Source organism: Rothia halotolerans, assembly GCF_004136635.1.
Taxonomy (GTDB): Bacteria; Actinomycetota; Actinomycetes; order Actinomycetales; family Micrococcaceae; genus Rothia; species Rothia halotolerans.
In genome coordinates, this window is the sequence record NZ_NOIU01000002.1 from 559,036 (window position 1) to 581,614 (window position 22,579).

The 22,579-nt window shown below is 69.5% G+C and carries 28 protein-coding genes and 2 pseudogenes; 17 read left to right on the top strand and 13 right to left on the bottom strand.

Annotation, left to right across the window (positions count from 1 at the left end):
* Nucleotides 1-1,113 precede the first annotated feature (1,113 nt).
* Together EWV39_RS07505 and EWV39_RS14110 are read right to left on the bottom strand one after the other, a co-directional pair.
* A complete protein-coding gene (locus tag EWV39_RS07505; protein WP_238148168.1) occupies nucleotides 1,114-1,314 on the bottom strand; it encodes a hypothetical protein in 201 nt (66 codons plus the stop codon).
* Between the two features lie 147 nt (nucleotides 1,315-1,461).
* Nucleotides 1,462-1,671, bottom strand: coding sequence for a response regulator transcription factor (locus EWV39_RS14110; protein ID WP_420329950.1), 210 nt, complete (start codon nucleotides 1,669-1,671; stop codon nucleotides 1,462-1,464).
* Here EWV39_RS14110 and EWV39_RS14225 point away from each other — a divergent pair.
* The 4 genes and pseudogenes from EWV39_RS14225 to EWV39_RS07525 all read left to right on the top strand — a co-directional run.
* Nucleotides 1,607-2,089: pseudogene (locus EWV39_RS14225) on the top strand (ATP-binding cassette domain-containing protein); the annotation flags it as partial. The gene EWV39_RS14110 and the pseudogene EWV39_RS14225 sit on opposite strands and share 65 nt — an antisense overlap.
* Nucleotides 2,090-2,368: 279 nt before the next feature.
* Nucleotides 2,369-2,545 (top strand): annotated as a pseudogene (locus EWV39_RS07515) (hypothetical protein); the annotation flags it as partial.
* Between the two features lie 191 nt (nucleotides 2,546-2,736).
* The gene (locus EWV39_RS07520) at nucleotides 2,737-3,171 is read left to right on the top strand and encodes a cupin domain-containing protein (RefSeq protein WP_129658287.1); all 435 of its coding nucleotides are present in this window, start codon (nucleotides 2,737-2,739) and stop codon (nucleotides 3,169-3,171) included.
* The gene (locus EWV39_RS07525) at nucleotides 3,168-4,025 is read left to right on the top strand and encodes an aldo/keto reductase (RefSeq protein ID WP_129658289.1); all 858 of its coding nucleotides are present in this window, start codon (nucleotides 3,168-3,170) and stop codon (nucleotides 4,023-4,025) included. Before EWV39_RS07520 ends, EWV39_RS07525 begins: the two co-directional genes overlap by 4 nt.
* A gap of 353 nt (nucleotides 4,026-4,378) precedes the next feature.
* Here the strand turns inward: EWV39_RS07525 and EWV39_RS07530 are convergent, their stop codons facing one another.
* Nucleotides 4,379-5,077, bottom strand: coding sequence for an MgtC/SapB family protein (locus EWV39_RS07530; RefSeq protein ID WP_238148170.1), 699 nt, complete (start codon nucleotides 5,075-5,077; stop codon nucleotides 4,379-4,381).
* Nucleotides 5,078-5,322: 245 nt separating this feature from the next.
* Between EWV39_RS07530 and EWV39_RS07535 the strand changes: the two genes are divergently transcribed.
* The 5 genes from EWV39_RS07535 to EWV39_RS07555 all read left to right on the top strand — a co-directional run bounded on the left by EWV39_RS07535 (nucleotide 5,323) and on the right by EWV39_RS07555 (nucleotide 8,955).
* The gene (locus EWV39_RS07535) at nucleotides 5,323-6,246 is read left to right on the top strand and encodes a tyrosine-protein phosphatase (protein ID WP_129658291.1); all 924 of its coding nucleotides are present in this window, start codon (nucleotides 5,323-5,325) and stop codon (nucleotides 6,244-6,246) included.
* A gap of 200 nt (nucleotides 6,247-6,446) precedes the next feature.
* Nucleotides 6,447-6,980 carry a hypothetical protein gene (locus tag EWV39_RS07540; RefSeq protein WP_129658293.1) on the top strand — a complete coding sequence of 178 codons (534 nt, stop codon included), beginning with the start codon at nucleotides 6,447-6,449 and terminating at the stop codon, nucleotides 6,978-6,980.
* A gap of 404 nt (nucleotides 6,981-7,384) precedes the next feature.
* Nucleotides 7,385-8,209, top strand: coding sequence for a class I SAM-dependent methyltransferase (locus EWV39_RS07545; RefSeq protein WP_129658295.1), 825 nt, complete (start codon nucleotides 7,385-7,387; stop codon nucleotides 8,207-8,209).
* A 139-nt stretch (nucleotides 8,210-8,348) separates the two neighbouring features.
* Nucleotides 8,349-8,666 (top strand): ArsR/SmtB family transcription factor, encoded by a 318-nt coding sequence (locus tag EWV39_RS07550; protein WP_337589940.1) that lies wholly within the window; start codon nucleotides 8,349-8,351, stop codon nucleotides 8,664-8,666.
* Nucleotides 8,659-8,955 carry a hypothetical protein gene (locus tag EWV39_RS07555; RefSeq protein ID WP_129658298.1) on the top strand — a complete coding sequence of 99 codons (297 nt, stop codon included), beginning with the start codon at nucleotides 8,659-8,661 and terminating at the stop codon, nucleotides 8,953-8,955. The genes EWV39_RS07550 and EWV39_RS07555 overlap by 8 nt, the downstream gene beginning before the upstream one ends.
* Before the next feature lie 81 nt (nucleotides 8,956-9,036).
* On the opposite strand, the gene EWV39_RS07560 is transcribed toward EWV39_RS07555, so the two are convergent.
* Nucleotides 9,037-9,630, bottom strand: coding sequence for a DNA-3-methyladenine glycosylase I (locus tag EWV39_RS07560; protein WP_129658299.1), 594 nt, complete (start codon nucleotides 9,628-9,630; stop codon nucleotides 9,037-9,039).
* A gap of 55 nt (nucleotides 9,631-9,685) precedes the next feature.
* A complete protein-coding gene (locus EWV39_RS07565) occupies nucleotides 9,686-10,027 on the bottom strand; it encodes a hypothetical protein (protein WP_238148172.1) in 342 nt (113 codons plus the stop codon).
* A gap of 47 nt (nucleotides 10,028-10,074) precedes the next feature.
* On the opposite strand from EWV39_RS07565, the gene EWV39_RS07570 reads away from it, so the two are divergent.
* The 3 genes from EWV39_RS07570 to EWV39_RS07580 all read left to right on the top strand — a co-directional run bounded on the left by EWV39_RS07570 (nucleotide 10,075) and on the right by EWV39_RS07580 (nucleotide 12,066).
* Nucleotides 10,075-10,542: an SDR family oxidoreductase gene (locus tag EWV39_RS07570; protein WP_129658301.1), complete on the top strand. Its 468-nt coding sequence runs from the start codon at nucleotides 10,075-10,077 to the stop codon at nucleotides 10,540-10,542.
* Between the two features lie 63 nt (nucleotides 10,543-10,605).
* A complete protein-coding gene (locus tag EWV39_RS07575; RefSeq protein ID WP_129658303.1) occupies nucleotides 10,606-11,436 on the top strand; it encodes an ATP-grasp domain-containing protein in 831 nt (276 codons plus the stop codon).
* 186 nt (nucleotides 11,437-11,622) lie between these two features.
* Nucleotides 11,623-12,066, top strand: a complete 444-nt coding sequence (locus EWV39_RS07580; RefSeq protein ID WP_129658305.1) for an SRPBCC family protein — start codon at nucleotides 11,623-11,625, stop codon at nucleotides 12,064-12,066.
* Nucleotides 12,067-12,249: 183 nt separating this feature from the next.
* On the opposite strand, the gene aztD is transcribed toward EWV39_RS07580, so the two are convergent.
* From aztD to aztB, 4 genes are all read right to left on the bottom strand, one after another.
* A complete protein-coding gene (gene aztD / locus EWV39_RS07585) occupies nucleotides 12,250-13,488 on the bottom strand; it encodes a zinc metallochaperone AztD (RefSeq protein WP_238148174.1) in 1,239 nt (412 codons plus the stop codon).
* 93 nt (nucleotides 13,489-13,581) lie between these two features.
* The gene (gene aztC, locus EWV39_RS07590) at nucleotides 13,582-14,529 is read right to left on the bottom strand and encodes a zinc ABC transporter substrate-binding protein AztC (protein WP_129658309.1); all 948 of its coding nucleotides are present in this window, start codon (nucleotides 14,527-14,529) and stop codon (nucleotides 13,582-13,584) included.
* Nucleotides 14,526-15,773, bottom strand: a complete 1,248-nt coding sequence (locus tag EWV39_RS07595) for a YncE family protein (RefSeq protein WP_129658310.1) — start codon at nucleotides 15,771-15,773, stop codon at nucleotides 14,526-14,528. The genes aztC and EWV39_RS07595 overlap by 4 nt, the downstream gene beginning before the upstream one ends.
* Before the next feature lie 9 nt (nucleotides 15,774-15,782).
* Nucleotides 15,783-16,634 (bottom strand): zinc ABC transporter permease AztB, encoded by an 852-nt coding sequence (gene aztB, locus EWV39_RS07600; protein WP_129658313.1) that lies wholly within the window; start codon nucleotides 16,632-16,634, stop codon nucleotides 15,783-15,785.
* Between the two features lie 29 nt (nucleotides 16,635-16,663).
* Between aztB and aztA the strand changes: the two genes are divergently transcribed.
* Nucleotides 16,664-17,314 carry a zinc ABC transporter ATP-binding protein AztA gene (gene aztA / locus EWV39_RS07605; RefSeq protein WP_129658315.1) on the top strand — a complete coding sequence of 217 codons (651 nt, stop codon included), beginning with the start codon at nucleotides 16,664-16,666 and terminating at the stop codon, nucleotides 17,312-17,314.
* A 21-nt stretch (nucleotides 17,315-17,335) separates the two neighbouring features.
* Here the strand turns inward: aztA and puuE are convergent, their stop codons facing one another.
* Entirely contained in the window at nucleotides 17,336-18,226 is an 891-nt protein-coding gene (gene puuE / locus EWV39_RS07610; protein ID WP_202864907.1) for an allantoinase PuuE, read from the bottom strand.
* Nucleotides 18,227-18,609: 383 nt separating this feature from the next.
* Complete coding sequence (locus EWV39_RS07615; protein WP_165313214.1) at nucleotides 18,610-19,407, bottom strand: helix-turn-helix transcriptional regulator; 798 nt, start codon at nucleotides 19,405-19,407, stop codon at nucleotides 18,610-18,612.
* 70 nt (nucleotides 19,408-19,477) lie between these two features.
* Here EWV39_RS07615 and EWV39_RS07620 point away from each other — a divergent pair, with 70 nt between their 5' ends.
* Nucleotides 19,478-19,834: a VOC family protein gene (locus EWV39_RS07620; protein ID WP_129658319.1), complete on the top strand. Its 357-nt coding sequence runs from the start codon at nucleotides 19,478-19,480 to the stop codon at nucleotides 19,832-19,834.
* Between the two features lie 143 nt (nucleotides 19,835-19,977).
* Here the strand turns inward: EWV39_RS07620 and EWV39_RS07625 are convergent, their stop codons facing one another.
* Nucleotides 19,978-20,208: a hypothetical protein gene (locus EWV39_RS07625; RefSeq protein WP_129658321.1), complete on the bottom strand. Its 231-nt coding sequence runs from the start codon at nucleotides 20,206-20,208 to the stop codon at nucleotides 19,978-19,980.
* Between the two features lie 293 nt (nucleotides 20,209-20,501).
* On the opposite strand from EWV39_RS07625, the gene EWV39_RS07630 reads away from it, so the two are divergent.
* Nucleotides 20,502-21,035, top strand: coding sequence for a hypothetical protein (locus EWV39_RS07630; RefSeq protein WP_129658323.1), 534 nt, complete (start codon nucleotides 20,502-20,504; stop codon nucleotides 21,033-21,035).
* A 263-nt stretch (nucleotides 21,036-21,298) separates the two neighbouring features.
* Nucleotides 21,299-21,523 carry a hypothetical protein gene (locus EWV39_RS07635; protein WP_129658325.1) on the top strand — a complete coding sequence of 75 codons (225 nt, stop codon included), beginning with the start codon at nucleotides 21,299-21,301 and terminating at the stop codon, nucleotides 21,521-21,523.
* Between the two features lie 134 nt (nucleotides 21,524-21,657).
* On the opposite strand, the gene EWV39_RS07640 is transcribed toward EWV39_RS07635, so the two are convergent.
* Complete coding sequence (locus EWV39_RS07640) at nucleotides 21,658-22,245, bottom strand: TetR/AcrR family transcriptional regulator (protein WP_129658327.1); 588 nt, start codon at nucleotides 22,243-22,245, stop codon at nucleotides 21,658-21,660.
* 144 nt (nucleotides 22,246-22,389) lie between these two features.
* On the opposite strand from EWV39_RS07640, the gene EWV39_RS13810 reads away from it, so the two are divergent.
* Nucleotides 22,390-22,572, top strand: coding sequence for a hypothetical protein (locus tag EWV39_RS13810; RefSeq protein WP_165313216.1), 183 nt, complete (start codon nucleotides 22,390-22,392; stop codon nucleotides 22,570-22,572).
* The last annotated feature ends 7 nt before the right edge of the window (nucleotides 22,573-22,579 follow it).

A 22,579-nucleotide genomic window follows, 5' to 3' on the forward strand; every position in this document is an offset into this window, starting at 1 on the left:
TCGACGCTCCATATGGCGGACGACCCGTTTTCTCGTCGATCCTCTCCTCATCGAGGATGCGGTGAAATATCCAAAGGATAGCGCTGCTCAGATACGGGTTCTCAGCCCTTCACGACCACTCCGTTCTCCGCCCCGGCGGGTAAGGAGAATACCGCCGCCACGGCTCCCCGGCGCCGAAAGAAGGGAGTCGGGGGAAGACGGTGACGCCGATGGAATAGGGGAAAGGGAAAGGGGAACTCCGACGGGGGGGTGGACGAGATTGCAGTCGCTCCTGTCGGCATTGCGCACTCCGACGCCCGCAAATAGAAGCGCAGAGGCGGGCCCCGGTTCTCCCGAAGGATCGGGAGGCCGGGATCCGCACTGGTTTCCCACGGCCCTGACTCGGCCGGTTCGACGAGGCGGGGGGGCTGACGGGTTCACCCGACCCCGCCGCATCCTCGTCCCCGTCGAGGCTCGGCTCACGAAGTGGCGGGCATCAGGGGGGCAGGGAGCCCCTAGCCGGGGACGGCGCCTCACGACGCGGCGTCGGGTGGATGGCGGTGCGAGTCCCGCTCGTCCCGGAGCCGTCTCAGCTCCTGCCGAAGCTGTCGATTCTGGCGGATCAGAATCCCCATACTGATAAACCATATGGCGACGACGACGATAATAGTCAGAATGAGGGTTACGGCACGTATAGGGGTTTCCTTATTGTTGATGTGACACTCAGAGAGTCTGGCGTGCACATCTTCTGCCGCTGCATCCTCTAAAAAGTTGTGTTACGGGTAATCTATTGAGCGCGTGGCGTCACATCGCGGGACGTCTTCCCTCTCGTGGAAATCCGCTGCACGCACGATGCCTGAGTCCGGGAGCATGGCCGGTGCTCCATCTGCGGCGCACGTCGTCGTGATCCGCCGCAGGACCGACCGAGGGGCTTCTGCGCTCCAGGCCCTCGGGAAACAGAAAGGCCGCGGCCGGAAGAAGTGACCTTCCGGCCGCGGCGTTCACCAGGGCTGGATCAGCGCGGTTCAGGCATCTTCGGCATGCAGGCTCTCCAACCGTCGCGGAGGCGGGCTGTTCGCGACGCCCGGCCGGGGTGCGGGCCTCCCCCCCCCCGGGTATTGCCTTGTAGGGGGCTCAGTGCGTGACCGTCGTCTGCTGGTAGAGCGCCAGCCGGGGTTCTCCGTCGATACGACGATACGTGCTGGACATGAGGGCCACGAACGGTTCGGCGAGGCCCGCATCGCCGATCTCGTACGACTCCCAGGCCAGCATGCCGTCTAGGGAGCCGGCGATCTCATCACGGGTCATCACCGTGCCGTCGACCAAGATGAACACCGCCTCTGGCGTCATCAGCCGCCCGTAGAAGGTGCCGTCAACGGAATCACAGAGCGAGCGCCAGCCGGCATGCTCGAGTGACAGGAGTTCTTCGAGGGTCAGACATCGCTCATGTCCCCACGATAGCGACGCGAGTCCGCGGCAGCGCTACCGCAATACGCCCGCTTCCCGGGTCGCCGCGACGGCGGCGGTGCGCGAGGAGACGCCGAGCTTGGTGTAGATATGCACGAGGTGGGACTTCACGGTGGCGTGGCTGATGTACAGCCGCTGGGCGATCAGGCCGTTCGAGGCGCCCTCGGCCACGAGCCGCAGCCTCGCCGCCACCCTGACCCGCCCCAGCTCCGGAGGCGTGCTCATCGGCGACGGGCCGGATGCTGTCGACGCCGCGCACCTGCCGGAGGAGGAGGGCACCGCGCTGCGGCGCGAGCGCATCGGCATCGTCTTCCAGCAGTCGAACCTGCTGCCAGCCCTCACCGCGCAGGCCGACAAGCGCCCGCAGCAGCTCTCCGGCGGCAAGCGCCAGCGCATCGCCATCGCCCACGGCCTGGTCCACGAGCCCGGCGTTCTGCTGGTCGACGAGCCCACCAGCGCCCTCGACCAGGAGCGCGGGGCGGAGATCATGCGGCTCATCGCCCCCCTCACCCACGAACGCGATACCGCGACGCTACTCGTGACCCACGATCTCGTGCACCGGGACGCCCTCGACGAGCTCGTCACCGTCTTCGACGGCCGGATCGCACCGGTCCCCGCCGGCTCGGTGGCCTCGGGAGGATGAGCCGGGCCGATCGGCCACGAGCCGAGGGGGGTGCTGGGGGTGCCCCTATCAACTCTGACTCCTCCATCCGCTGCGGGGGTGTTCCTCATGGGGACCACCGAGTTCATCGTCGCCGGGATCCTGCCCGAGATCGCGGAGGTCCTCCGCATCCCCGGCTGCGGAGAGAAGCATCCAGGGATGTTTTCCTCCCTCCCACCGCAGGCGGGGAGAGAGGCAGAATGTCAGCATGGCTGGTGATACGAAGATGAACGAGCTCGGCACGTTCCTCAAACGGCCGGCGAGCTGGTGCTCGACTGGGACACCCTCGTCGAGGCCCACGACGCCGAGCAGCAGCTCGTCGTCTGGACCGCCCCGCCGGGCAGCCCCACGCACGAGGCGCTGCGCTTCCTCGCCTCCTGGGCGGCCGGGAGGGAGGAGGAGCAGCCCGCGGCGATCCGATCCGGGAGCCCGGGATGAGGCCCCTGTCCGCCTCTCGGGTGAGAGGTCCGCATCCCCGGATGATTCCCTCCCCTGTCCCCGCTGGCCCGCCCCGGAGACGATGGCGGGAGAACGCCGCTTCCACATACGTGCGCACCGTCTCGTCATCACGAGGCATCTGGCTGGGCCGCACGATCGACGACGAACAGGACGACTGAAGGAGACACCCTATGAACGACACCGGATTCGATCAGATCTTCCCCACCGGGGACCCCAACGACGCCTTCGCCCAGTACTTCATCGGCCAGAGCTACCTCGCCCCGCTGACCGGCGGGAGCGTGCCGGTCAGCAACGTCTCCTTCGAGCCGGGCCGCCGGAACAACTGGCACATCCACCACGGTGAGAACGGCGGCGGCGACCAGATCCTGCTGTGCACCGCCGGCTCCGGCTGGTACCAGGTCGAGGGCGAGGATCCCGTCAACCTCGAGCCGGGATCGGTGATCCGCGTCCCGGCCGGGACCAAGCACTGGCACGGGGCGAAGGCCGACTCCTGGTTCTCCCACCTGGCCTTCATCACCCCGGGCGAGGACGTCAGCAACGAATGGCTCGAGCCCGTCACCGACGAGGTGTACGGCGAGCTGCCGAAGAACGGAAGTGAAGCATGAGCATCCTGAACGAGACCTACACCCTGTCCAACGACCTCACGATCCCGAAGCTGGGCCTGGGCACCTGGTTCGTCGACGACGCCGACGCCGCCCAGGCGGTCCGCGACGCCGTGGAGATCGGCTACCGCAACATCGACACCGCGCAGGCCTACGGCAACGAGCGTGGCGTCGGCGAGGGCATCCGCACCTCCGGGGTCCCGCGCGAGGAGCTGTTCGTCTCCACGAAGCTCGCCGCGGAGATCAAGGACTACGAGACCGCGGTCGCCGCTATCGACGAGTCGCTGGCGAAGCTGAACATCGGCTACATCGACCTGATGCTCATCCACGCCCCGCAGCCCTGGGACGACTTCCGCGGCGGGGACTACGCCGAGGGCAACCTCGCCGCGTGGCGAGCCATGGAGGAAGCCCATCAGGCTGGGAAGATCCGTGCCATCGGGGTGTCGAACTTCCTGCGGGAGGACCTGGATAACATCCTGACCCACGGCACGGTGGTCCCGCACGTGAACCAGATCCTCGTACACGCCGGGAACACCCCGAGTGAGCTGATCTCCTACTGCACGTCCAAGGACATCCTGGTGGAGGCCTACTCGCCGATCGCCCACGGAGAGATCCTGAACAACGAGACCGTCGCGGCGATCGCGCGGAAGTACGACGCGAGCGTGCCGCAGCTGTGCATCCGCTACACCCTGCAGGTGGGCGCGGTCTCGCTGCCGAAGACCGCGAACCCGGAGCACATGCGCTCCAACGCCGAGGTCGATTTCGAGATCACCGAGGAGGACATGGAGATGCTGCGGAACCTCGACGAGCGGGACTACGGCGAATCCAGCGCTTTCCCCGTCTACTCGGGCAAGTGATCCGCAACTGCAGGCGGGAGGAGATGGCCGAGGGCCTCACCCCCGCGGCGTTCTACGCCGGCTGACCCAAGGCGTGGGCGGTGTTCAGGACGGCCGAGCAGGCCTGCGGCGCCTGACTCGGCACCGGCGGTCAGCGCGTGAGAGGCGAGAACGCCGCGCAGCGCTGACCGTCCCGCGCGCAGCGGCGTCGGCACCATCCCCTCGGCTCCGACGCCGTAGCCGCCCAGCAGCGGCGTCGGCGCCGTAGCCACCGCACCGGACCCTGTCCCGATGCTCCTCCCCTGCCCGCGGCCTTCGCACCCTCATGACGCACGCGCGGCCCTGAGCCGCCCGACACTGAGCGGAGCTCCCCCTCAGGAGTCGTCGACCGTCTCGTCCGAGACGCTGACGGTGATGACGGACTCGATGCCGCTGAGCCGCGCGAGGAGGTCGCTGAGGTCCTTGCCGCCGGAGATCTCCAGCTCGACTCCCACGGTGCCCTCGTGGAAGCGGTGGGGCGAGCTCTCGCGGATCGCCCAGCCGGCGGTGGTGATGGCGTGCAGGATCTCGCGCAGGGTGCCGTGGCCGTCCGGGTAGGTCACCACGATCGTCTCGTGGGCGACGAGCCCGCCCGGCAGATGCCGCGAGATGGGCGTGAACCCGTAGGCCACGGCGAAGTGCAGGACCGTGACCACCAGGGCCAGCAGCCAGAGCCCGGCGCCGGCCGCCATCCCGATCGCCGAGGTCTCCCACACCGACGCCGCCGTGGTCAGCCCCCTCACGGTGCCGCGGTGCGTCAGGATCAGCCCCGCCCCCAGGAAGCCGACGCCGGAGACCACCTGCGCGGCCACCCGCGACGGGTCCACGGTGATGCTCTCGCCGAGGACCGAGTCGAAGCCGTACTTGCTGATGAGCATGAACAGCGCCGACGCCGTCCCCACGATGGCCTGGGTGCGCAGCCCCGCCTTCTTCCCCCGCAGGTGCCGCTCCATGCCGATGAAGCTGCTGAGCGCGAAGGCCAGCAGCAGCTCCGAGATCTGCAGCCATCCCTGGCCGTGGAAGACGTCCATCATCGTGAATCCCCCGTGTCCGTGCGCGGCGCTTCCTCCCCGACTCTACGCCGGGCTCCCGCGGCTGTCTGTGCCGCCCTGGCGACGGCTCTCCTGATGAGGGGACGGCACCGCCACGACGCCGCGGCCGCGGCGTCGTCCGAAGGCGTCGCCGATCGTTCACCTCGCCCGCTCCCTCGGGCAACCTGCCGGTCATCCCGCCTCGCCACGGTGTAAGGGTCCCACTCGCCCGTCTCTCGAGGTGCTTCATGACCCGCTCTTCCGTCGTCCCTCCCGCCGTCCTCCGCCGCGCCGGCGTCGTCATCATCGCCGCCGGGCTCCTCGCGACCGGCTGCCAGTCTCAGAGCTCCGAGACGGCGGCGACCGTCTCCGATCAGAGCGCGGTCCGGACGCAGGCGCCCGTCCTCGACGCCCCGAGGCTCTCGACCGCTGACAACTTCCGGGACCTCGCCGGCGTCGACACCGCGTACGCCGCCGACGGGGGCACGCTCCGTCCGGAGTCCGTCTACCGCTCCAACGCCCTCGAGGTGAACGACGAGGATCTCGCGACCCTCGAGGGCCTCGGCATCTCGACGGTGATCGATCTCCGCACGCCGGAGGAGATCGAGGAACACCCCGATCGCGTGCCCGACGGAGCCGAGTACGTCAACGTCGACATCCTCAGCGGCGGCGTCACCGGGGCGAACCCGAACGCGGATTTCGCGGTCGGGACGCCCGATGAGGCCGCTCGAACGCTCGAGGACCTCAACCACGACTTCGTGACGGACGAGGGCATGCGCGAACGCTTCGGCCAGGTGCTCACGACGATCGCGCAGGCCGAGGGACCGGTGGTCTTCCACTGCACGGCGGGCAAGGACCGCGCCGGGTGGACGGCTGCGGTCCTGCAGCTCGCCGCCGGCGTGGACGAGGAGGACGTCGTCGAGAACTATCTCGCCACGAACGACTACTCCCAGCAGCGCATCGAGGCCACCACCCAGCAGGTCGGCGATGCCGAGGGCGAGCAGGCCGCCGAGGCGTTCGGCGTGCTGCTGGGGGTGCAGGAGAGCTTCCTGCAGAGCGGCCTCGACACGATGGAGTCCGAGTACGGCGACGTCGACGGGTACCTCAGCGAGGGCCTGGAACTCGACGACGAGACCGTGGCGAACCTGAAGGACAAGCTCATCGCCGCGTAACGGCGCGCCCGGCGGCGGGCGGGGTCTCGAAGGCCGCAGTCCTCACGGGCGGCCTCATGCCGACGACGCCCTTCGGGACCCACCCGTTAGGCCGGGAGCGCAGGACCGAGTAGCATCGTGGTGGGGCCACAGCACGACTATGCGCAAGCGCAGTCGGCTGAGGTATTCCCGGGCCGGCTGCGCCCGATGGAAGGAACCGCTTGGCCCACGTCGCCACTCCCGCGGCAGTCAAACAGGACTGCGCGCGCTACCACAACTCCCACACCGCCAAGGGCATCACCTGGCGGGGCGTCCAACGCCAGGATGCCCCGGCGATCAAGGCCCTCGTGCAGCGGGCCGTACCGCGCTCCGCGGACTGGGAGCTCACCCCGCGGACCCACGGCATCGCGGCATATTCGCGGAGCGGTGCGCTGCTCGCCGCCGTCCTCGCCACCGAGCCCCGCACCGCCGCCGAGGCTCCCGGCCTGTATCTGACGGTCGCGGTCGACCTGAACTGGTACGGCACCGGCCTGGGCATGGTGGGACTGAACCTCATCCACCGCTACCTCGTCCAGCACGGGATCAACGCCTCCATGCTCTTCGGCACCTGCGCGTCCAGGGAGGCCCTCTCCTATCTCCACGCCGGCTACCACGTGGGCAAACCTCACGAGCCGATCACGCTTCCCGGTTCCGAGGCGCCCGTGTACTCCCCGAAGACCTATCATCCGTGCTGGTTCTACCGTCGCTTCGACTGAGCTCCGCAGGGCATGCGACCCGCCCGTTTTGTCCGCTGGGACCGTGGCTCCTAAGCTTGGGGTTGTCGGTGAGGGACCGGCCTGCCTCTGGCAGTTGTGGCCCCCATCGATATCTGCCAGGGGTCAGATATAACCCTTAGACGTCTCCGGTCCCCCAGGGGCCGGGGCGTCGCCTAGGACGATGACCACGCCCCCGCGCCGATGACGGTGCGGGGGCGTCGTCGTCCCTGCCTCTTCTCCAGTCGGCGGTCAGGGCCATGAGGCGGGACCAGCGAGACGGTTCGATGGGGCTCCGGCTTCTTCCCCTTCCCCATGGCCCTCCGTTTGCACCCCCTGGGCGACCACGACGAGGAAGACCCGCGAAGTGCGTATGAGAATCCTTCTCAAGAAGATACGCTGTAGACATGGATCTCAGGGACCTCGACCGTGACGGCGCGACCTTCATACCCGGCCACGGAGACGGTTATGCGGCCGCAGCCGGCGCCTACGACCTGTTCGCCGCCGCCTATTGCCCAGCCCAGGCCGACGCCCTGAGCGCCCTCCGTCCCCGGCTGCGCCCCGACGTCGGCCCGATCCTCGACATCGGGGCGGGTTCGGGAGCCGGAAGCGAATGGATCCTCACGCAGATGCCGGACTCCGAGGTCCTGGCCCTGGAGCCCAGCCGCACCATGCGCGCGCTGGCCCTCGCGCGAGTGGCGGCCCACCCGGAGTGGTTCCCGCGGATCACCGTCCGCCCGGAGGACTTCTTCTCGGCGCCGCTGCCCCGCCGCGTCGGCGGGGCGATCCTGTTGGGGGTCCTGGGGCACTTCGACCCGGGTGAGCGGGCCGCGGTCTTCGCCGAGCTCGCCGCGCGCCTGCCCGCAGGAGGGGCGGCGCTCTTCGACCTCCAGGAGCCGGCCTCCCCGGTCAGGGTGGAGCCCTATGAGTTCACCGCCGCGCAGGTCGGGCGGCTCCGCTATCGCGGGATCGCCGAGGCGTGGCCGGCGGGCGAGGAGGAGATGCGCTGGCGCATGTCCTATCTCACGCTGGACGGGGAACGCGTCCTCGTCGAGGACACCACCGAGCACACCTACCACCACCCGTCGCCTCGCACCGTGAGGCGGGAGGCGGCGGAGGCGGGCCTGCGTCTCGAGCGCATCGGGACGACGTCGTTCTGGCTGCTGTTCCGCCCTGCCCGCGACGGCGCGCGGAACGGGCGATCCGGAGCAGGCGCGGTGCCGCCGGCCTGAGCGGGCGCCGGTCCGCTGACGGCCGGCCCGCACCCCTGGGCCGCCCGGACCGCCGGATGAGAGCGGTTCTCACATAGATCAACATATTGCAATGTGTTTATGTATATGGTTCGATGGACGTGTGCACAAGGAAGAGGGATTGGAGCGAGCCGCCGAGCTGTTCAAGGTCCTCGGCCACGAGTCCCGGCTCTGGCTGGTCCGGCTGCTCGGCGACGAGGCGATGAGCGTCGGCGCGCTCACCGAGGCGACGGGAATGTCGCAGCCGCTCGTCTCCCAGCACCTGAAGACGCTGCGTCAGGCGGGGCTGGTGAGCTCGATGCGGCAGGGCAAGGCCGTCACCTACGCCCTGACCGATGACCACGTCGCGCACGTGGTCGCCGATGCGCTGGTGCACGTGAACGAACCTCCCCCGGGACCCCGGGGAGCGGATGAGGAGAGAAGGAACCATCATGACTGAGACGCACGACCGAGCAGAGCACACCCCCGCCGAGCACGAGCACGGCCCCGCCTGCGGCCACGAGGCCGTGGAGCACGGCGACCACGTCGACTACCTGCACGAGGGCCACCGCCACGCGCTCCACGAGGATCACTACGACGAGCACGACGCGCCGGCGGAGCACACCACGGCCGAGCACGAGCACGGTTCGGACTGCGGCCACGAGTCGGTCGAGCACGGCGACCACGTGGACTACCTTCATGACGGCCACCGCCACGCCGTCCACGGCGATCACTACGACGAGCACTGACGACCCCCGCTCAGAGCGGACGACGGGCCGGCTCGATGCACTCCGCGATGCGGCGTGGCACCGAGCCGGCCCGTCGTCGGGTCAGCCGCGGGGTGCGGTCACCCGCCAGCACCCGGCCAGATGGTCGTCGACCATGCCCGCGGACTGCATCAGCGCGTACATCGTGGTGGGCCCGACGAAGCGGAAGCCGCGCCTGCGCAGCGCCTTGCTCATCGCCGTCGACTCCGGGGTCACGGCCGGGACCTCCGCCATCGCGGCGGGGCGGGCGCGCTCCGCTGCCGGGCCGGTGGGCGCGAAGGACCACATCAGCTCGTCGAGCTCTCCCTCGGCCATGTCCCGCACCAGCGCGGCGTTGGAGACGGCGGCCTCGATCTTCGCGCGGTTGCGGACGATGCCGGCGTCGGCCATCAGCCGCTCGACGTCGTCCTCCCCGAAGGCGGCGACCCGCGCCGGCTCGAAGCCCTCGAAGGCCTCGCGGAAGCGCGGGCGCTTGCGCAGGATCGTGATCCAGGACAGGCCGGCCTGGAAGCCCTCCAGCGACATCTTCTCGAACAGCGCGCGGTCGCCGTGCAGCGGGAAGCCCCACTCCTCGTCGTGGTAGCGGCGGTACTCCTGGTCCTCGCCGACCCACGCGCAGCGGGAGAGTCCGTCGGGACCGGTCACGATCGCGTTCATGGGGACAAAATTACCAGCAGGGCTCCCCCGGCCACGGTCCGCGCCGCCCCGGCAGCTACTGGCTGCCCCCGGCCTCGCCGCCCTGGGACTGCGCCGGCGTTCCCTCATCCTGCCTGCCGATGCCCCTCAGGCTCCGGTCGAAGGCGGTGATCAGGAAGAACAGGACCGAGACGCCGATGACCACCCAACCGAGCACGTGCAGCCCCCCGTCGGTGGCCCTGGCCCCGTACACGTTGCCGTACACCACGGATGCCACGATCGCGCCGAGGTACATGAAGATCCGCAGCAACCCGGCCGATGAGGCGATCCGCTCGGCCTCGGGCTGGTGGTAGAGGGTGTTCTGGATCGCGAGGTTGTTGAGCCCCTGCGGGATCCCGAGCACGAGCATGGCCGCCACGAGGAACCAGATCGGCGAAGCCGCCGCACCTCGTCGTGCTGTCGATCGTGAACTGCGAGAGCGCGGGCGACTACCCGCTGTACGCCGGCAAGCTCGCCCAGGAGCGTGCCGTCGAGGCCAGCGGCATCCCGTTCACGATCGCCCGCACGACGCAGTTCCACGAGTTCGCCGCGCAGATGTGGCGTGCGGGCACGCGCGGGCCGCTGCACTTCATCCCGAGGATGCGCACCCGGCCGGTCGCCGTGCGGGAGGTCGGCGCCCGCCTCGTCGACCTCGCCGAGGCCGGGCCGGAGGGCCGGGCGGAGGACTTCGGCGGGCCGCGGGAGGAGTCCCTCGTGGACATGGCGCGCCGATACGCCCGCGCGAGCGGCGCCGGGCGCTTCGTGATCCCGGTCGGTCTGCGCGGCGCGTTCGGCCGCGCCCAGCGCGACGGTTCCCTCCTCCCGGGGCCCGGGGCGCTCCACGGCACCGAGACGTTCGACGAGTGGCTGGGGCGCGTCCATCGGGAGCGGTAGACGGCCCTCGGCACTGCAGGTCATCTCATCTGGGCGCCGGCAGCCGTTGATACGCTGGGACCCATGCTTGAACGACGGACGCGGGTGCTCTATATGACCGACCTGGCCTACAGCGCTCGCGGACGGCGCTACTGCGACGAGGACATCTTCCTCTCGTCCCGGCTGCGGGACAGCTTCGACATCGCCCTGTGCCACCCGCAGGACGCCGTCGCGCTGATGGACGATTTCGACGTGGTGCTGGTCCGCAACAGCGGCCCGGTCATCCACTACTCCGAGGACTACGCCGCGTTCGTACGCCATGCGAGAGCCACCGGAGCCAAGGTGCTCACCGAGCTGAGCGGCAAGGCCGACATGGCGGGCAAGCAGTACCTCCTGGATCTCTTCGACCAGGGCTACCCTGTCACTCCGACGGTGGGTTCGCTCGGCGACCTGGATCGGCTGCCTCCTGTGGAGGAGTACGTCGTGAAGCCCAAGCTGGGTGCGGACTCCGTGGGCCTGCGCTTCCTCATGCACGATGAACTCGCCACGCTCGAAGGGGACGAGCTGCTCATCCAGCCGCGCATCGACTTCCTCTACGAGGTCTCCTTCTACTTCATCGATCACGACTTCCACTACGCCCTGAACGCACCGGATCCGGCCCGCAGGTGGGAGCTGCAGCCGTATCAGGCCAGCGCGGAGGACCTCGCCTTCGCACGGGCGTTCATCGAGTGGAACAGCATCGACCACGGCATCCAGAGGGTGGATGCATGCCGCACTCGGAAAGGCGACCTGCTGCTGGTGGAGCTCGAGGACCTCAACCCGTACCTGTCTTTGGACCGGCTCGATCCCGAGGTGGCTGAGTCCTTCGCACGAGGCCTCGCGAAATCGGTGCAGACGCTGGCGGACGGGACGTAAGCAGGTGGAACCGCCGTGGCGGGCGGACGCCGGACGCCAGTGGGCTGCAAGGGCAAACCAGGAAGAGCCCGGAGGCTAAGGCGTTCCCGTCCCCGAAGCCTCTGCACGGTCGCAGGTCTGAGCCTCGCGGCGGAGTTCCGGCGAGGCCGCGGAGTCCCGGGGGCGACGGCGGCTTAGGATGTGAGGATGGACACTCATAATTCGCGTGTGGTCACGGCCAGCAGATTGGTGCACGCACAGCCAGAGGCGATCTTCGCGGCGATCGCAGACCCCTCCCGGCAGCCCGAGTGGGACGGCAATGACAACCTCACCCAGGCCGCCGGCGGCCAGCGCGTGAGGAAGGTCGGCGACACGTTCTCCATGACGCTCACCACCGGCGCGACACGTATGAACCACGTGGTGGAGTTCGAGGAGGGGAAGCTCATCGCGTGGAAGCCCTCCCCGCTCGAGGAGGCCCCGCCCGGGCACCTGTGGCGCTGGGAGCTCACGCCCGAGGGCGACGCGACGCGGGTCACCCACACCTACGACTGGACCGATCTGCGCGACGAGGCACGGCTGCCGAGAGCACGTGCGACGCGGGCCGAGAACCTCCGCGCATCCATCGACCGGCTCGCCGACCTCGTCGAATGACCGCGGCCTCGCCCCCACTCCCAGCACGTGAGCAGCCTGCGTTGTCCGAGGCGGTTCGGATCCTCCCTGAGGCGATGGAAGAGCGCGGAATCGAGTTCGCGGACTGACCGCCCGCAGAAGCGGATCCGCGGGAGCCGTCGAAGCCTCCCGCGGATCCGCCCTGGGCCGGAGCGCCGGACTCAGCTAGCCGGTGACGCCGGTGATCTCATTGGTCGCGTGCGGGACCTCCGCGCTCTTGACGACCTCGCCGCTGGTCAGGTCCACCACGTGGACCTCCTGGCCCGAGGGTTCGGTCACGTAGGCCCGGTCCCCCTCGACGTAGAGGGAGGGGCGAGCCTCCTGCCATTCCTCCGGCTCCTCCCAGGCCTCGACCACGGGGTAGGAGTCGGTGACCTCGCCGGACTCCGGGTCGATCACGTGCAGCTTCCCGTCAGTGCCGAGGACCAGGGCCTGCCCCTCCGGTCCGCGGCCCAGGGACTTGAAGCTGTAGGAGGTGCCCAGGTCCACCAGCTTCAGCTCGCCGGTCTGCGTGTTCGTCAGGCTGACCCGCTCGGGGCGCTCCAGCTCGGCGTCCTCGTCGACCTTGTAGTCGCCGAGGATCACCGGGGACTGCTCGGAGCCGGCCTGGTTGCCGACCCGCCCGTAGGAGTCCGGGGCGTCGACCTTCGTGAAGCTCCCGTCCTTGTAGACCAGGATCCCGTCCTCGCAGCCCAGCGCGATGGCCTCGCCCTGGGCCGCAGCCTCGCCGTGCACGCCCGGGCATTCCTCGCTGCGCGCCACCTCGTCGCCCTGCGCATCGACCACCACGGCGCCCTCGCGCTCCTCCTCGTCCCCCAGGGTGTGGAGGAGCTGGCCCTCCGGGAGCTCCACCGCCACGCCGTGGTGGGGCTCCTCGGCCTCCTTGACGGTCGGCTCCGGCGCTCCGTCGAGGAACGACTCGGAGTCGAAGACCTGGATCTTGCCGTCGCCGTCGCTGAAGAGCACCGTCTTGCCGTCGTGCCTCACCACGTGGCCCGGCTTGTCGGCCTCGTACACCGTGTCGGTCAGCTCGGGGTCGCCGGCGTAGCTGTGCGTGTGGTCCCCGTGCGGCTCGGTCCAGACTCCGGCGTCGAAGAGCTGGAAGCCCTCCGAGGTCGAGACCAGGGCGTGCCGCCCGTCACCGGCCGGGTTGACCCGATTGAATCCTTCCAGGGACGTCTCCCCGACCACCTCCAACGTGTTGGCGTCCAGCGTGAGGATGCCGCCGTCGTAGGTGGTGACCAGGCGAGGCTGCGCGGAGTCGACTTCGCTGGCCTCCTGCTCCTGGCCGGCGGCCGAGGAGGAGCCTTCCTGGCTCGGTGCGGCTGAGCTGTCGCTCGCCTCGTCGGCTCCCGAGCATCCTGCCAGCAGCGCGGATGCCGTGACCAGCGAGGCGCCGATCATCAGCCTTTTCCTAAGTGCGATCATGATGTGCCTTTCATAGTGCGAGTGCGGAGCCCGCGGGCTCCGCGGAGTGATGGTCCTGGGACCGGGTCTCTATGCGGCGGGAGCGCCGGTCAGCCCGGCGGCGATGCGATCGGCGTTGACCTCCTGCATGGCGATGTAGCTCCCCGCCTCCTCTTCGGGCTCCGTCAGCGATTCCGAGTACAGGGAGATGACCTGCACGTCGACCCCCGCCTCGTCCGCGAGCACGTCGGCCAGCTTCTGAGGCTGGGAGGAGTCCACGAAGATGGCCGGGACGTCGTTCTCCCGGATGGTCTCGGCGAGGTCCTGGAGATCGGAGGCGGAGGGAGCCGCCAGGGTGGTCCCGCTCGGGATGATCGCGCCGACGACGTCGTAGTCGAAGCGATCCGCCAGATAGCCGAAGACGTGGTGGTTGGTGACCAGCTTGCGCTGCTCCACCGGGATCGCGGACAGCTTCTCGGAGACCTCCGCGTCGAGCTGCTCCAGCTCGCCCCGGTACTCCGAGGCGGACTCGCGCACCCCGTCCATCTCCTCGTCGTCGAGCTCCTCGTCGAGGCGCTCCTCGATGACGTCCACGGCCTGGAGCATGCGCCCCGGGTCGGTCCAGAAGTGCGGATCCGCGGTCCCGGACGACGCCCCGGAGGAGTACTCCAGGGGGTCCACGTGGTCCCCGACCTCCAGGACGGGGACGTCCTGGTCCCGGGCGTTGTCGAGGTTGGAGGCGAGCCCCTCCTCGAGGCCCAGCCCGTTGGCCACGATCAGGTCGGCCTCCTCCATGTACCCGGCCTCCTGCGCCGAGACGCCGAACGAGTGCGGGTCGGCGTTCGGCTTCATCAGGACGTGGACGTCGGCGTGGTCGCCCACCAGATGCTGGACGACGTCGCCGAGGATGTTGGTGGTGACCACGATGCTGGGGCGCTCCTGAGCGGAGGAGCAGCCGCTGATCGCGAAGAGCGCGGTGAGGCACAGCGTCACGGCCGCCGCGACGGCGCCGAGCGGCCTCCCGGGCCGAGCGCTCATCGGCCCGTCACCGCGATGCTCGAGGGCGCACCGCCCACGTCGAGGCTGCGCGCCTCCCGCAGGCCGTCCGCGACGTCGATCTCCAGGACGCGTCCGCCGGCGGGATCGGAGACGTAGGCCCGCTCCCTGTCCACCGCCACGGTGGGACCGGGCGAGGACTCCTCGTCCGCGTCCTCCGGGACGTCGACGAGCTTCCGGCTGGTCAGCACCTCGCCGGTGGCGGGGTCGATCGAGTAGCCGACGCCGTCGGCGTCCAGCGCGAGCACCGTCTTGTCGTCCGGGGACACCCCGGCCGTGATGATCTCCGCGTCGGTGGAGGCGTAGACCCACTCGCCGGTGGAGGGGTCCAGGACGCCCAGGCCGGAATCCTCCAGAGGCGCCGCCATCAGCTTCTTGCCCGTGGAGAGCGACCAGGCCCGGCCGGAGGCCTCCTCCGGATAGGGCCGCAGCTCGGCGTTGAAGTCCTCGTCCACGGTGATCACGCCGTCGTCACAGGCGAAGGCGGCGGCGTCGCGCGTCGCGCCGGCCCCGTGGATCTGCTCGCAGTCGGCCTGCCCCGTCAGGTCGGCCGGGCTGCCGGACTCGTCGTAGAGGGCGAGCTCGTTCGGCAGCTCGGAGGAGTCGTCCTGCGGGGTGGTGGAGATCAGGTGGTCGTTCAGCGGAGCGGCGACGCCGTGATGGGCGCCCGAGGCGACGGTCCCGGTCTCCTCGAGCTCGCCGTCCTCCATGGCCTTCCGGTCGTACACCTTCGCCGAACCGTCCCCGTCGAAGAAGAACGCCACGGAGGAGTCGTTGGAGACGACGTGACCGGGCTTCTCACCCGAGACCTCTCCCACCTCGGAGGCGTCCGAGCGGTAGTAGTGGTAGTGGTCTCCGTGGTCGACCGTCCACACCCCGCTGTCGAAGACCCGGGCCTTCCCGTCCTCGGCATCGGTCTCGAAGAGGTACCGGTTGTCCGCCGCGCTGAGGTGCGCCTGCGGGCTCCCCTCCTCCTCGGCGACGGTCTCCTCCGTCAGCAGGTCGAGGATCTTCAGCCCGCCGCTCTCCCCGTCCTGGACGGCCAGGCGCAGCTGGGGCTCGCTGGCCTCCTCGGCGCCCTCGACGTATCCGTGCGGGGTGCTGCTCGAGCTCGCCTCCTCCCCCGTCTCCGATTCCGAGGCGGGCTCCCCCGCCCCGCACGCGGACATCCCGAGCGAGAGGACGAGCAGGCCGCCGAACAGCAGTGAACTACGTGTGTGACTCATAAGTGCTTTCTAGTGCGAATGATTCTCGTTTGCTTTAACGTAGCGTACTCGATGCGCGATGCGCTTGACCAACAGGGCGGCGAAGAACGTGGCGGCGCTCAGCAGCGCGATGGTCGCCCCTGCGGCCGTCTGGGCGTACCAGCTGACCAGGAGGCCCGCGTAGACCTGCAGCACCCCCAGGATCGCGGCGCCGAGCATGATGGATCGCGGGTCGCGGAACAGCAGCAGCCCCGTCGCCGGAGGGCCGATCAGCAGGCCGAAGACCAGCAGGGTGCCCACGATCTGGAAGGAGGCCACCGTGGCCAGGGCCGTCAGGGCGAGCATGGCCAGGTGCGCCCACCGGGGCCTGAGGCCCAGCGTGGTGGCCTTCTGCTCATCGAAGGCCAGCGCCATGAAGGGCCGGTGCAGGCCCCAGCAGGCGAGCACGGTGGCCAGGGCGGCCACCCCGATGATCAGCACGTCCTGGCGTTGCACACCCAGGACGTCGCCGAAGAGGAAGCCGGTGAGGTCCACGGCGAAGGTGTTCGAATGCGAGACGATGACGACGCCGAGCGCCAGCATCCCGATGAACTGCAGGCCGATGCTGACGTCCTGGGAGAGCTTCGCCTCCCGGGAGGTCCACACCACCCCCGCCGACATCACTAACGCGCTGACCGCGGCCCCGACCATGAGGTTGCCACCCAGCAGGGATGCTATGGCGACGCCGGGCAGCATCCCGTGGGACATGGCGTCCCCGAAGAAGGCCAGGCCGCGCAGCACGACCCAGGTGCCGACGCAGGCGCAGAGCACCGCGGCCAGGGCGCCGGCGATGAGGGCGCGCAGGACGAAGGAAACCTCGAAGGGGGCGATGAAGAACTCCATCCGATAACGATACTCATTATCATGGTGCTATGGACACTTCACTGCGTCTCATCGACCTCAGCTGCCGCTACGGCCAGAACCGGGCGCTCACCTCGCTCTCCCTCGAGATCCCCGCCGGCAGGACGACGGCGGTGATCGGCTCCAACGGGTCCGGCAAGTCGACCCTGCTCTCCGCCCTGGCCGGGACTAAGGAGGTCTCATCGGGCAGGATCGAGGGGCGCCCGCGGAACATCTCGTTCGTCGTCCAGCGCAGCTCCGTCTCGGATCGGCTCCCCCTGACGGTCCGCCGGACGGTCGAGATGGGGAGATGGCGGGAGCGCGGCGCGGTGGGCAGGCTGACGCACCGGGACCGGGACGTCGTCGAGCAGGCGCTGGAGGAGCTGGGCATCTCGGACCTGGCCGGCAGGCAGCTGGGGAGCCTCTCGGGAGGGCAGCGCCAGCGCACCCTGGTCGCCCAGGGGCTGGCCCAGCAGGCCGAGCTGCTGCTGCTCGACGAGCCCCTCGCCGCCGTCGACGAAGAGGCAGCGGCGCTCATCGCAGCCGCCATCCGCCGGCAGCGGGAGGAGGGGGTCACCGTCGTGATCGCCACGCACGAGGCGGAGCAGGCCGCGCAGGCGGACCGGGTCATCCGGCTCGAGGGCGGGGAGGTCGAGAGCGAGCACGACGGGGTCCGGCGCTGAGCACCTCCCGGCGGTGGGCCCTCAGACCTCCGGGCGGGGGTGGTGCTCGAGCCAGTGCTCGGCGATCGCGCCGCGCGTCGTCACCCACACCCCCTCCCGGGCGGTGATGTGCTCGAGGAAGCGACGCAGCGCGGTGATCCGCCCCGGGCGCCCGACCATGCGGCAGTGCAGCCCGATGCTCATCATCTTCGGCCTGGCCAGACCCGCCGGGTCGCCCTCCTCGTAGAGCGTGTCGAACTGGTCCCGGAGGTACCGGTAGAAGGGCTCGGCGTCGCTGTACCCCTGGGGGAGGCCGAAGCGCATGTCGTTGCAGTCCAGGGTGTACGGGATGACCAGGTGCGGCCGCCGCTCCCCCGACGAGGTCCGGACCGCCATCCAGAACGGCAGGTCGTCGCCGTAGTAGTCCGAGTCGTACGCCAGCCGCCCGTCGTCCACCACGAGCCGGCGCGTGTTCGGGGAGTCGCGGCCGGTGTACCAGCCCAGCGGCGGCTTGCCGGTCGTCTCCTCGATGATCTCGATGGCGCGTTCCAGGTGCTCGCGCTCCACGTCCTCGGGCACGTCCTGGTAGTTGATCCACTTCAGCCCGTGGCCGACGACGTCGTACCCGCGCTCCGCGAAGGCCTCCGCCACCGAGGGGTTGCGCTGCAGGGCCGTGGCGACGCCGAAGACGGTGAGCGGCAGCCCGAAGCGGTCGAACTCCCGCAGGACGCGCCACACCCCCTGGCGCGCCCCGTACTCGTAGACGCCGTCCATCGACATGTGCCGGGCCGCGTAGGGGTGGGGGTTGAACATCTCGGGGAGGAACCTCTCCGCCGTGGGGTCCCCGTGCAGGACGTGGTTCTCCTCGCCCTCCTCGTAGTTCAGGACGAACTGCACGGCGATGCGGGCTCCGCCGGGCCAGCGGGGGGTCATACCCCGCTTCCCCATATCCGACGAGGTCGCGAGGGTATTCGACGGTGCTGTCGTAGAACGATGAGAAAGACATGGTGCTCCTGATTGTGAGGGGACGCCCACCGAGGCGACCGCAGGGCGCCGCCGATCAGCGGAACATGCGGATGAGACCGGCTCACCGTCCGAGGTGGACCCCGCGAGGCCGGATGAGCCTCGCGGTCGATGGGTCATGAACAGCTCTTATCGTAAATGAGAATCATCATTAACTTGGTCATCTCCCTGCGTGCCTCCGGTCGGCGGTCATCGACGTTCGACGGGAGCGGACCGCGCTTTCTGGATGGTGGGGCCAGCCCGGCGGGCCATGGGCTCCCCCGATTCTTCGACTCCTGCCTCAGCGCATGCAGCTATCTGCTGTTCGCCTCGCAATGACGGGAAGCGAGGGCACCGGCGAGGCCGACGATCAGGGCACGCGCCTCGGGCGGCTCCGTGACCTCGATCTTCTCGGCGAACTGGAGGAGCTGACGCACGGCGTCGAGCTGGTCGTAGCCGACCGTGATCCGCACCGACTCCGGGGATCCGGCCGGCTCCACCGAGAGCAGGCGGCTGCCCAGGATGCGGCGGGCCATGTCCTCGGCCTTCGCGTCCAGCAGGGCGGTCACCCGGATGCTGTGCCGCTCTTCCAGGTCTGAGACGAGGCGCGCCGCGACCTCATCGAGGCTCAGCCCGGCGCGCACCCGCCGGTCCTCATCGAGCACGGACCAGGATCCGAGCCTGGCAAAGGCGAACATCCGAGGCTCCCCCTCGACGTCCGCGATGAGATACCAACGGCCCCCGCGGGAGAACACGCCGTACGGGTCGACCTCGCGCTCACGCGAGGCGGGCTCTCCGCTGGCCCGGTAGGCGATCCGCAATCTCTTCCCGCGCCGGACATCTCGGATGAGAGCGGCCACGTCGGTGGAGCCCTCCGGGGCGAACCATCCGCTGTTGTCGATCGCCACGACGTCGTGCAGCGGGAGAAGGCCGGCGGCGTCCCTGACCGGCCAGGGCCTGCGACTGGCGAGCTTCTGAGCGGCCGTGCGCGCGGCGGCCTCGATCCCGAGCTGCTCGGCCCGGGTGAGGTCCACGCCGATCAGCTCGAGCACCTCCGCCTCGTTCCCGGTCAGCCGGCCCACGTCCACCTCCGCGCCGGGCAGCAGGACCACGCCGCCGTAGCGCCCGCGCTCGGCGACGACGGGGACATCGGCATCGACCAGCGCCTGGATGTCACGCAGGATGGTGCGCCTTCTGATCTACGTGACCGACGCGGAGCGTTCGACGCGGTTCTACTCGGAGCTGTTCGAGATCGAGCCGGTCTTCGTCTCCCCCGCCTACGTCGCCTTCGAGAGCGCCGAGGGAGTGCTGTTCGCGTTGTGGAGCCGCCACGGGGAGGCCGTCGCACCGCAGATCCCGCGGCTGTCCGAGCTCGGGCTGATGGTGCCGGGTTCGGCCGAGGCGATCGACGAGCTCTACGCCAGGTGGAAGGCCCAGGGGCACACGATGGTCGAAGACATCCACGACGACGTCTTCGGGCGCACGTTCGTGATCGCCGACCCCGACGGCAACCTCGTCCGGGTCTCTCCGGTCGACTGACGGCCGACGCCGTCCGGGCCTCGGCTTCTTCCGCGAGAGGGGCTGACGCGGCGTCGCGAACCCTCAGCGTGGAACCCGGCTCGCGTTCATCCGTCACGCGCCGGCCGCGAACGCCGAGGCGCTGCTCACTGCTCCCTCGAGCATTACGACCAGGTGTTCATCGCGTCGCCGAGCGGCACGCGGCTGAGGCGGATGAGCCCGTAGCCGCCCGCCCCCGCGATCACGACGACGGCCAGGAGGACCCAGGAGGGCTGCTCCCCCTGGACCAACAGCCAGACGGCGGCAGCGGCGAACAGCAGGCCGAGGCCGATCGCGCCCCAGAGCAGGCACGCGCCGAGGAAGGCGATCACGGGGCGCTGCTCGCGGGGGCTCATGCGCCCCACTCTATCCGGCGGGATCGCGGCGGAGCGGAAGACGCAGGACTGATGCGGCGCTTCTGGCCGGCTGGGCATCAGGGCACGATCGGAGATACTGCCCGCCGGCGCCATCGATCCCTTTGCCGGGCCTCGCGTTGTTATTAAGCCGGTGGCATACAGCACACTCCGCAGACGCCCTTTTCCTATGCTCAGTACCGTCGGCCCCTAGCCGTCAGGCCGCAGGCCGCGTACGCAGCTCGTCTTTCATTCGCACCGCCGGGACAGCGCTGTCCCAGGAGAGGAAAACTGTGATGCACCAGGTCGCCACACCCGCCGCCGTCAGGCAGCACAGCAAGCGCCATCACAATCTGCACACCGTCAAAGGAATCCACTGGCGCGCCATCCGCCCCCAAGATACCCCCGGCATCGAACGTCTCGTCCGCCGACAGCCCTTCCGCCATCCGACCTGGACCCTCGAAGAGGGCACCCTCGGCATCGCCGCCTACGTCCGCTGCGGGACCCTTCTGGCCACCGTCCTGGTCACCCACGGAAGGACCCCCGGCGAATACGCCAGCCTGTTCACCGTCGTCGCTGTAGACCCAGACTGGCGCGAGGAGGGCCTGGGCCTGGTCGGGCTGAACCTGATCCCCCAGTTCCTCGCCAACGATGGGATCGCCGTGGACATGCTCTTCGGTCTCTGCTCCTCCAAGAGCGCCTCCTACTACCTCCAGGCCGGCTACGAGGTCACCAGGCCCCGCGAACAGCTGAAGGTCCCGGGGGTCTCCCAGCCGATGCTCTCCCCGGATCCGGCCCGCTCCTGCTGGTTCTACCGGCACTTCATCTGAGTCCGCACGCAATGCATGCCCCTGCCACGTACGGGGCGGGAACGTCCGCTCGAAACGAGGCGCGCTGCAAGGCGGGCCCAGGCGTCCGATCTAGGAGGCCTCTGAACGCGGCTTCCCGACAGACCACCTACTTCACAGAGAATGCGATGACACAGCCTTTATTCATCCCTCTAGAAGATCCCCGTTCCAAACCCGACCTCCGATCAGCAGCGCGGTCCATCGCCCGGCAGACGCATCTGATCGGGCTCCCTCTCACGGACTCTGTGCATTTCCTCCTGGGGGACAAGAACATCAGCCTGGTTCTCGACCCCCAGGAGGAGGGCGTCCTGCTGACGAGCGGCCTCATGCGGGACGGCGTCTTCGTCCCCGTCAACCTGCACGGCGCCGCCCTGATCCCGATGCGGCGGCTCTGCAGCATCAAAGGGCTGGCGCAATCGGTGGAAGAAGCTCTCCTGGACGCGGTGGAGGAGCTCAGGAGGTCGGACTGACCCGCTCAGGGAGAGAGACAGAGAGCCCCGTTCCGAGGGCGAGCAGGCCCGCGGGCAGCGCCCAGGATCTGAGAGATGTACTCGGCCGGGGTGAAGCCATGCGGGAGTGCTTCACCGGCGGTATCACGGCAACGCTATGAACCGCCCACCGAGCGCGCCAGGGGATCTTTCCGGAAGGCGACGGCGACCCGCTCGACCGCCTCGCGCGGGCTCTCGCCCCGGCGAGCCATGACGCGGACCGCGCAGACCACCACGAGCACCGCCTCGTCCGCCGCCATGAGCGTCTCGTCGTGGTCCTCGGGAAGGTCCAGCGATCGCGCGAGGACGGGCCACAGCAGGGCGGGGAGGTCTTCGTTCGCCTCCAGCCACACCCGCCGCAGCGCCGGGACCGTCAGCACGAGCTGCATCAGGTGGTTCCCCCAGTCGAGGCTCCCCGCTGCGACGGCTTCGCCGAACGCGTCGGCCACGGCGTCCAGGTGGTCGGACGCGCTCCCCTCGAGGCGCCGGGCGAGGGCGTCGGCGAAGCGGCGGTTGCCCGCGTCCAGGAGCGGACGGAGACTCTCGGCCTTCGTCGGGAAGTAGCGGAAGAAGGTGCGCTCGGACAGCCCCGACTCCGCCACCAGCGCGCGCGTCGGCGCATCGCCGCCGTGCTCGTGGAAGGCCTGGGCGCACTTCAGCGAGATCTTCAGGAGGGTCTCCGGGGACAGACGCGCGCGTGCCATGACTTGCACCCTAGACCATGCGCGCACCCGGCTTGGCACTGGACCATAAAGCCGGTTACTGCCATTATTGGATCAGGGCCTGCCCTGCGGACCATGGGACCTCACGGGACGGCCAAGGTTGCCCCACGACCAGAGGAGAGCGTCATGCGCACCGCTGCCGACGTCGTCGTCGAGACCACCGGAGATGCCGGGAGCCGGAGTGTCCGCGGTCTGCCGGGCGACCCGCTGGGCGGGTTCACCGCCGCCCTGCGCGCGAGCATCTCCCGCCGCGACGAGGAACTCGTCGGCCCGGCGGAGTCGAACCGACTCCCGCGACTGCCCGGCTGACGAGCGC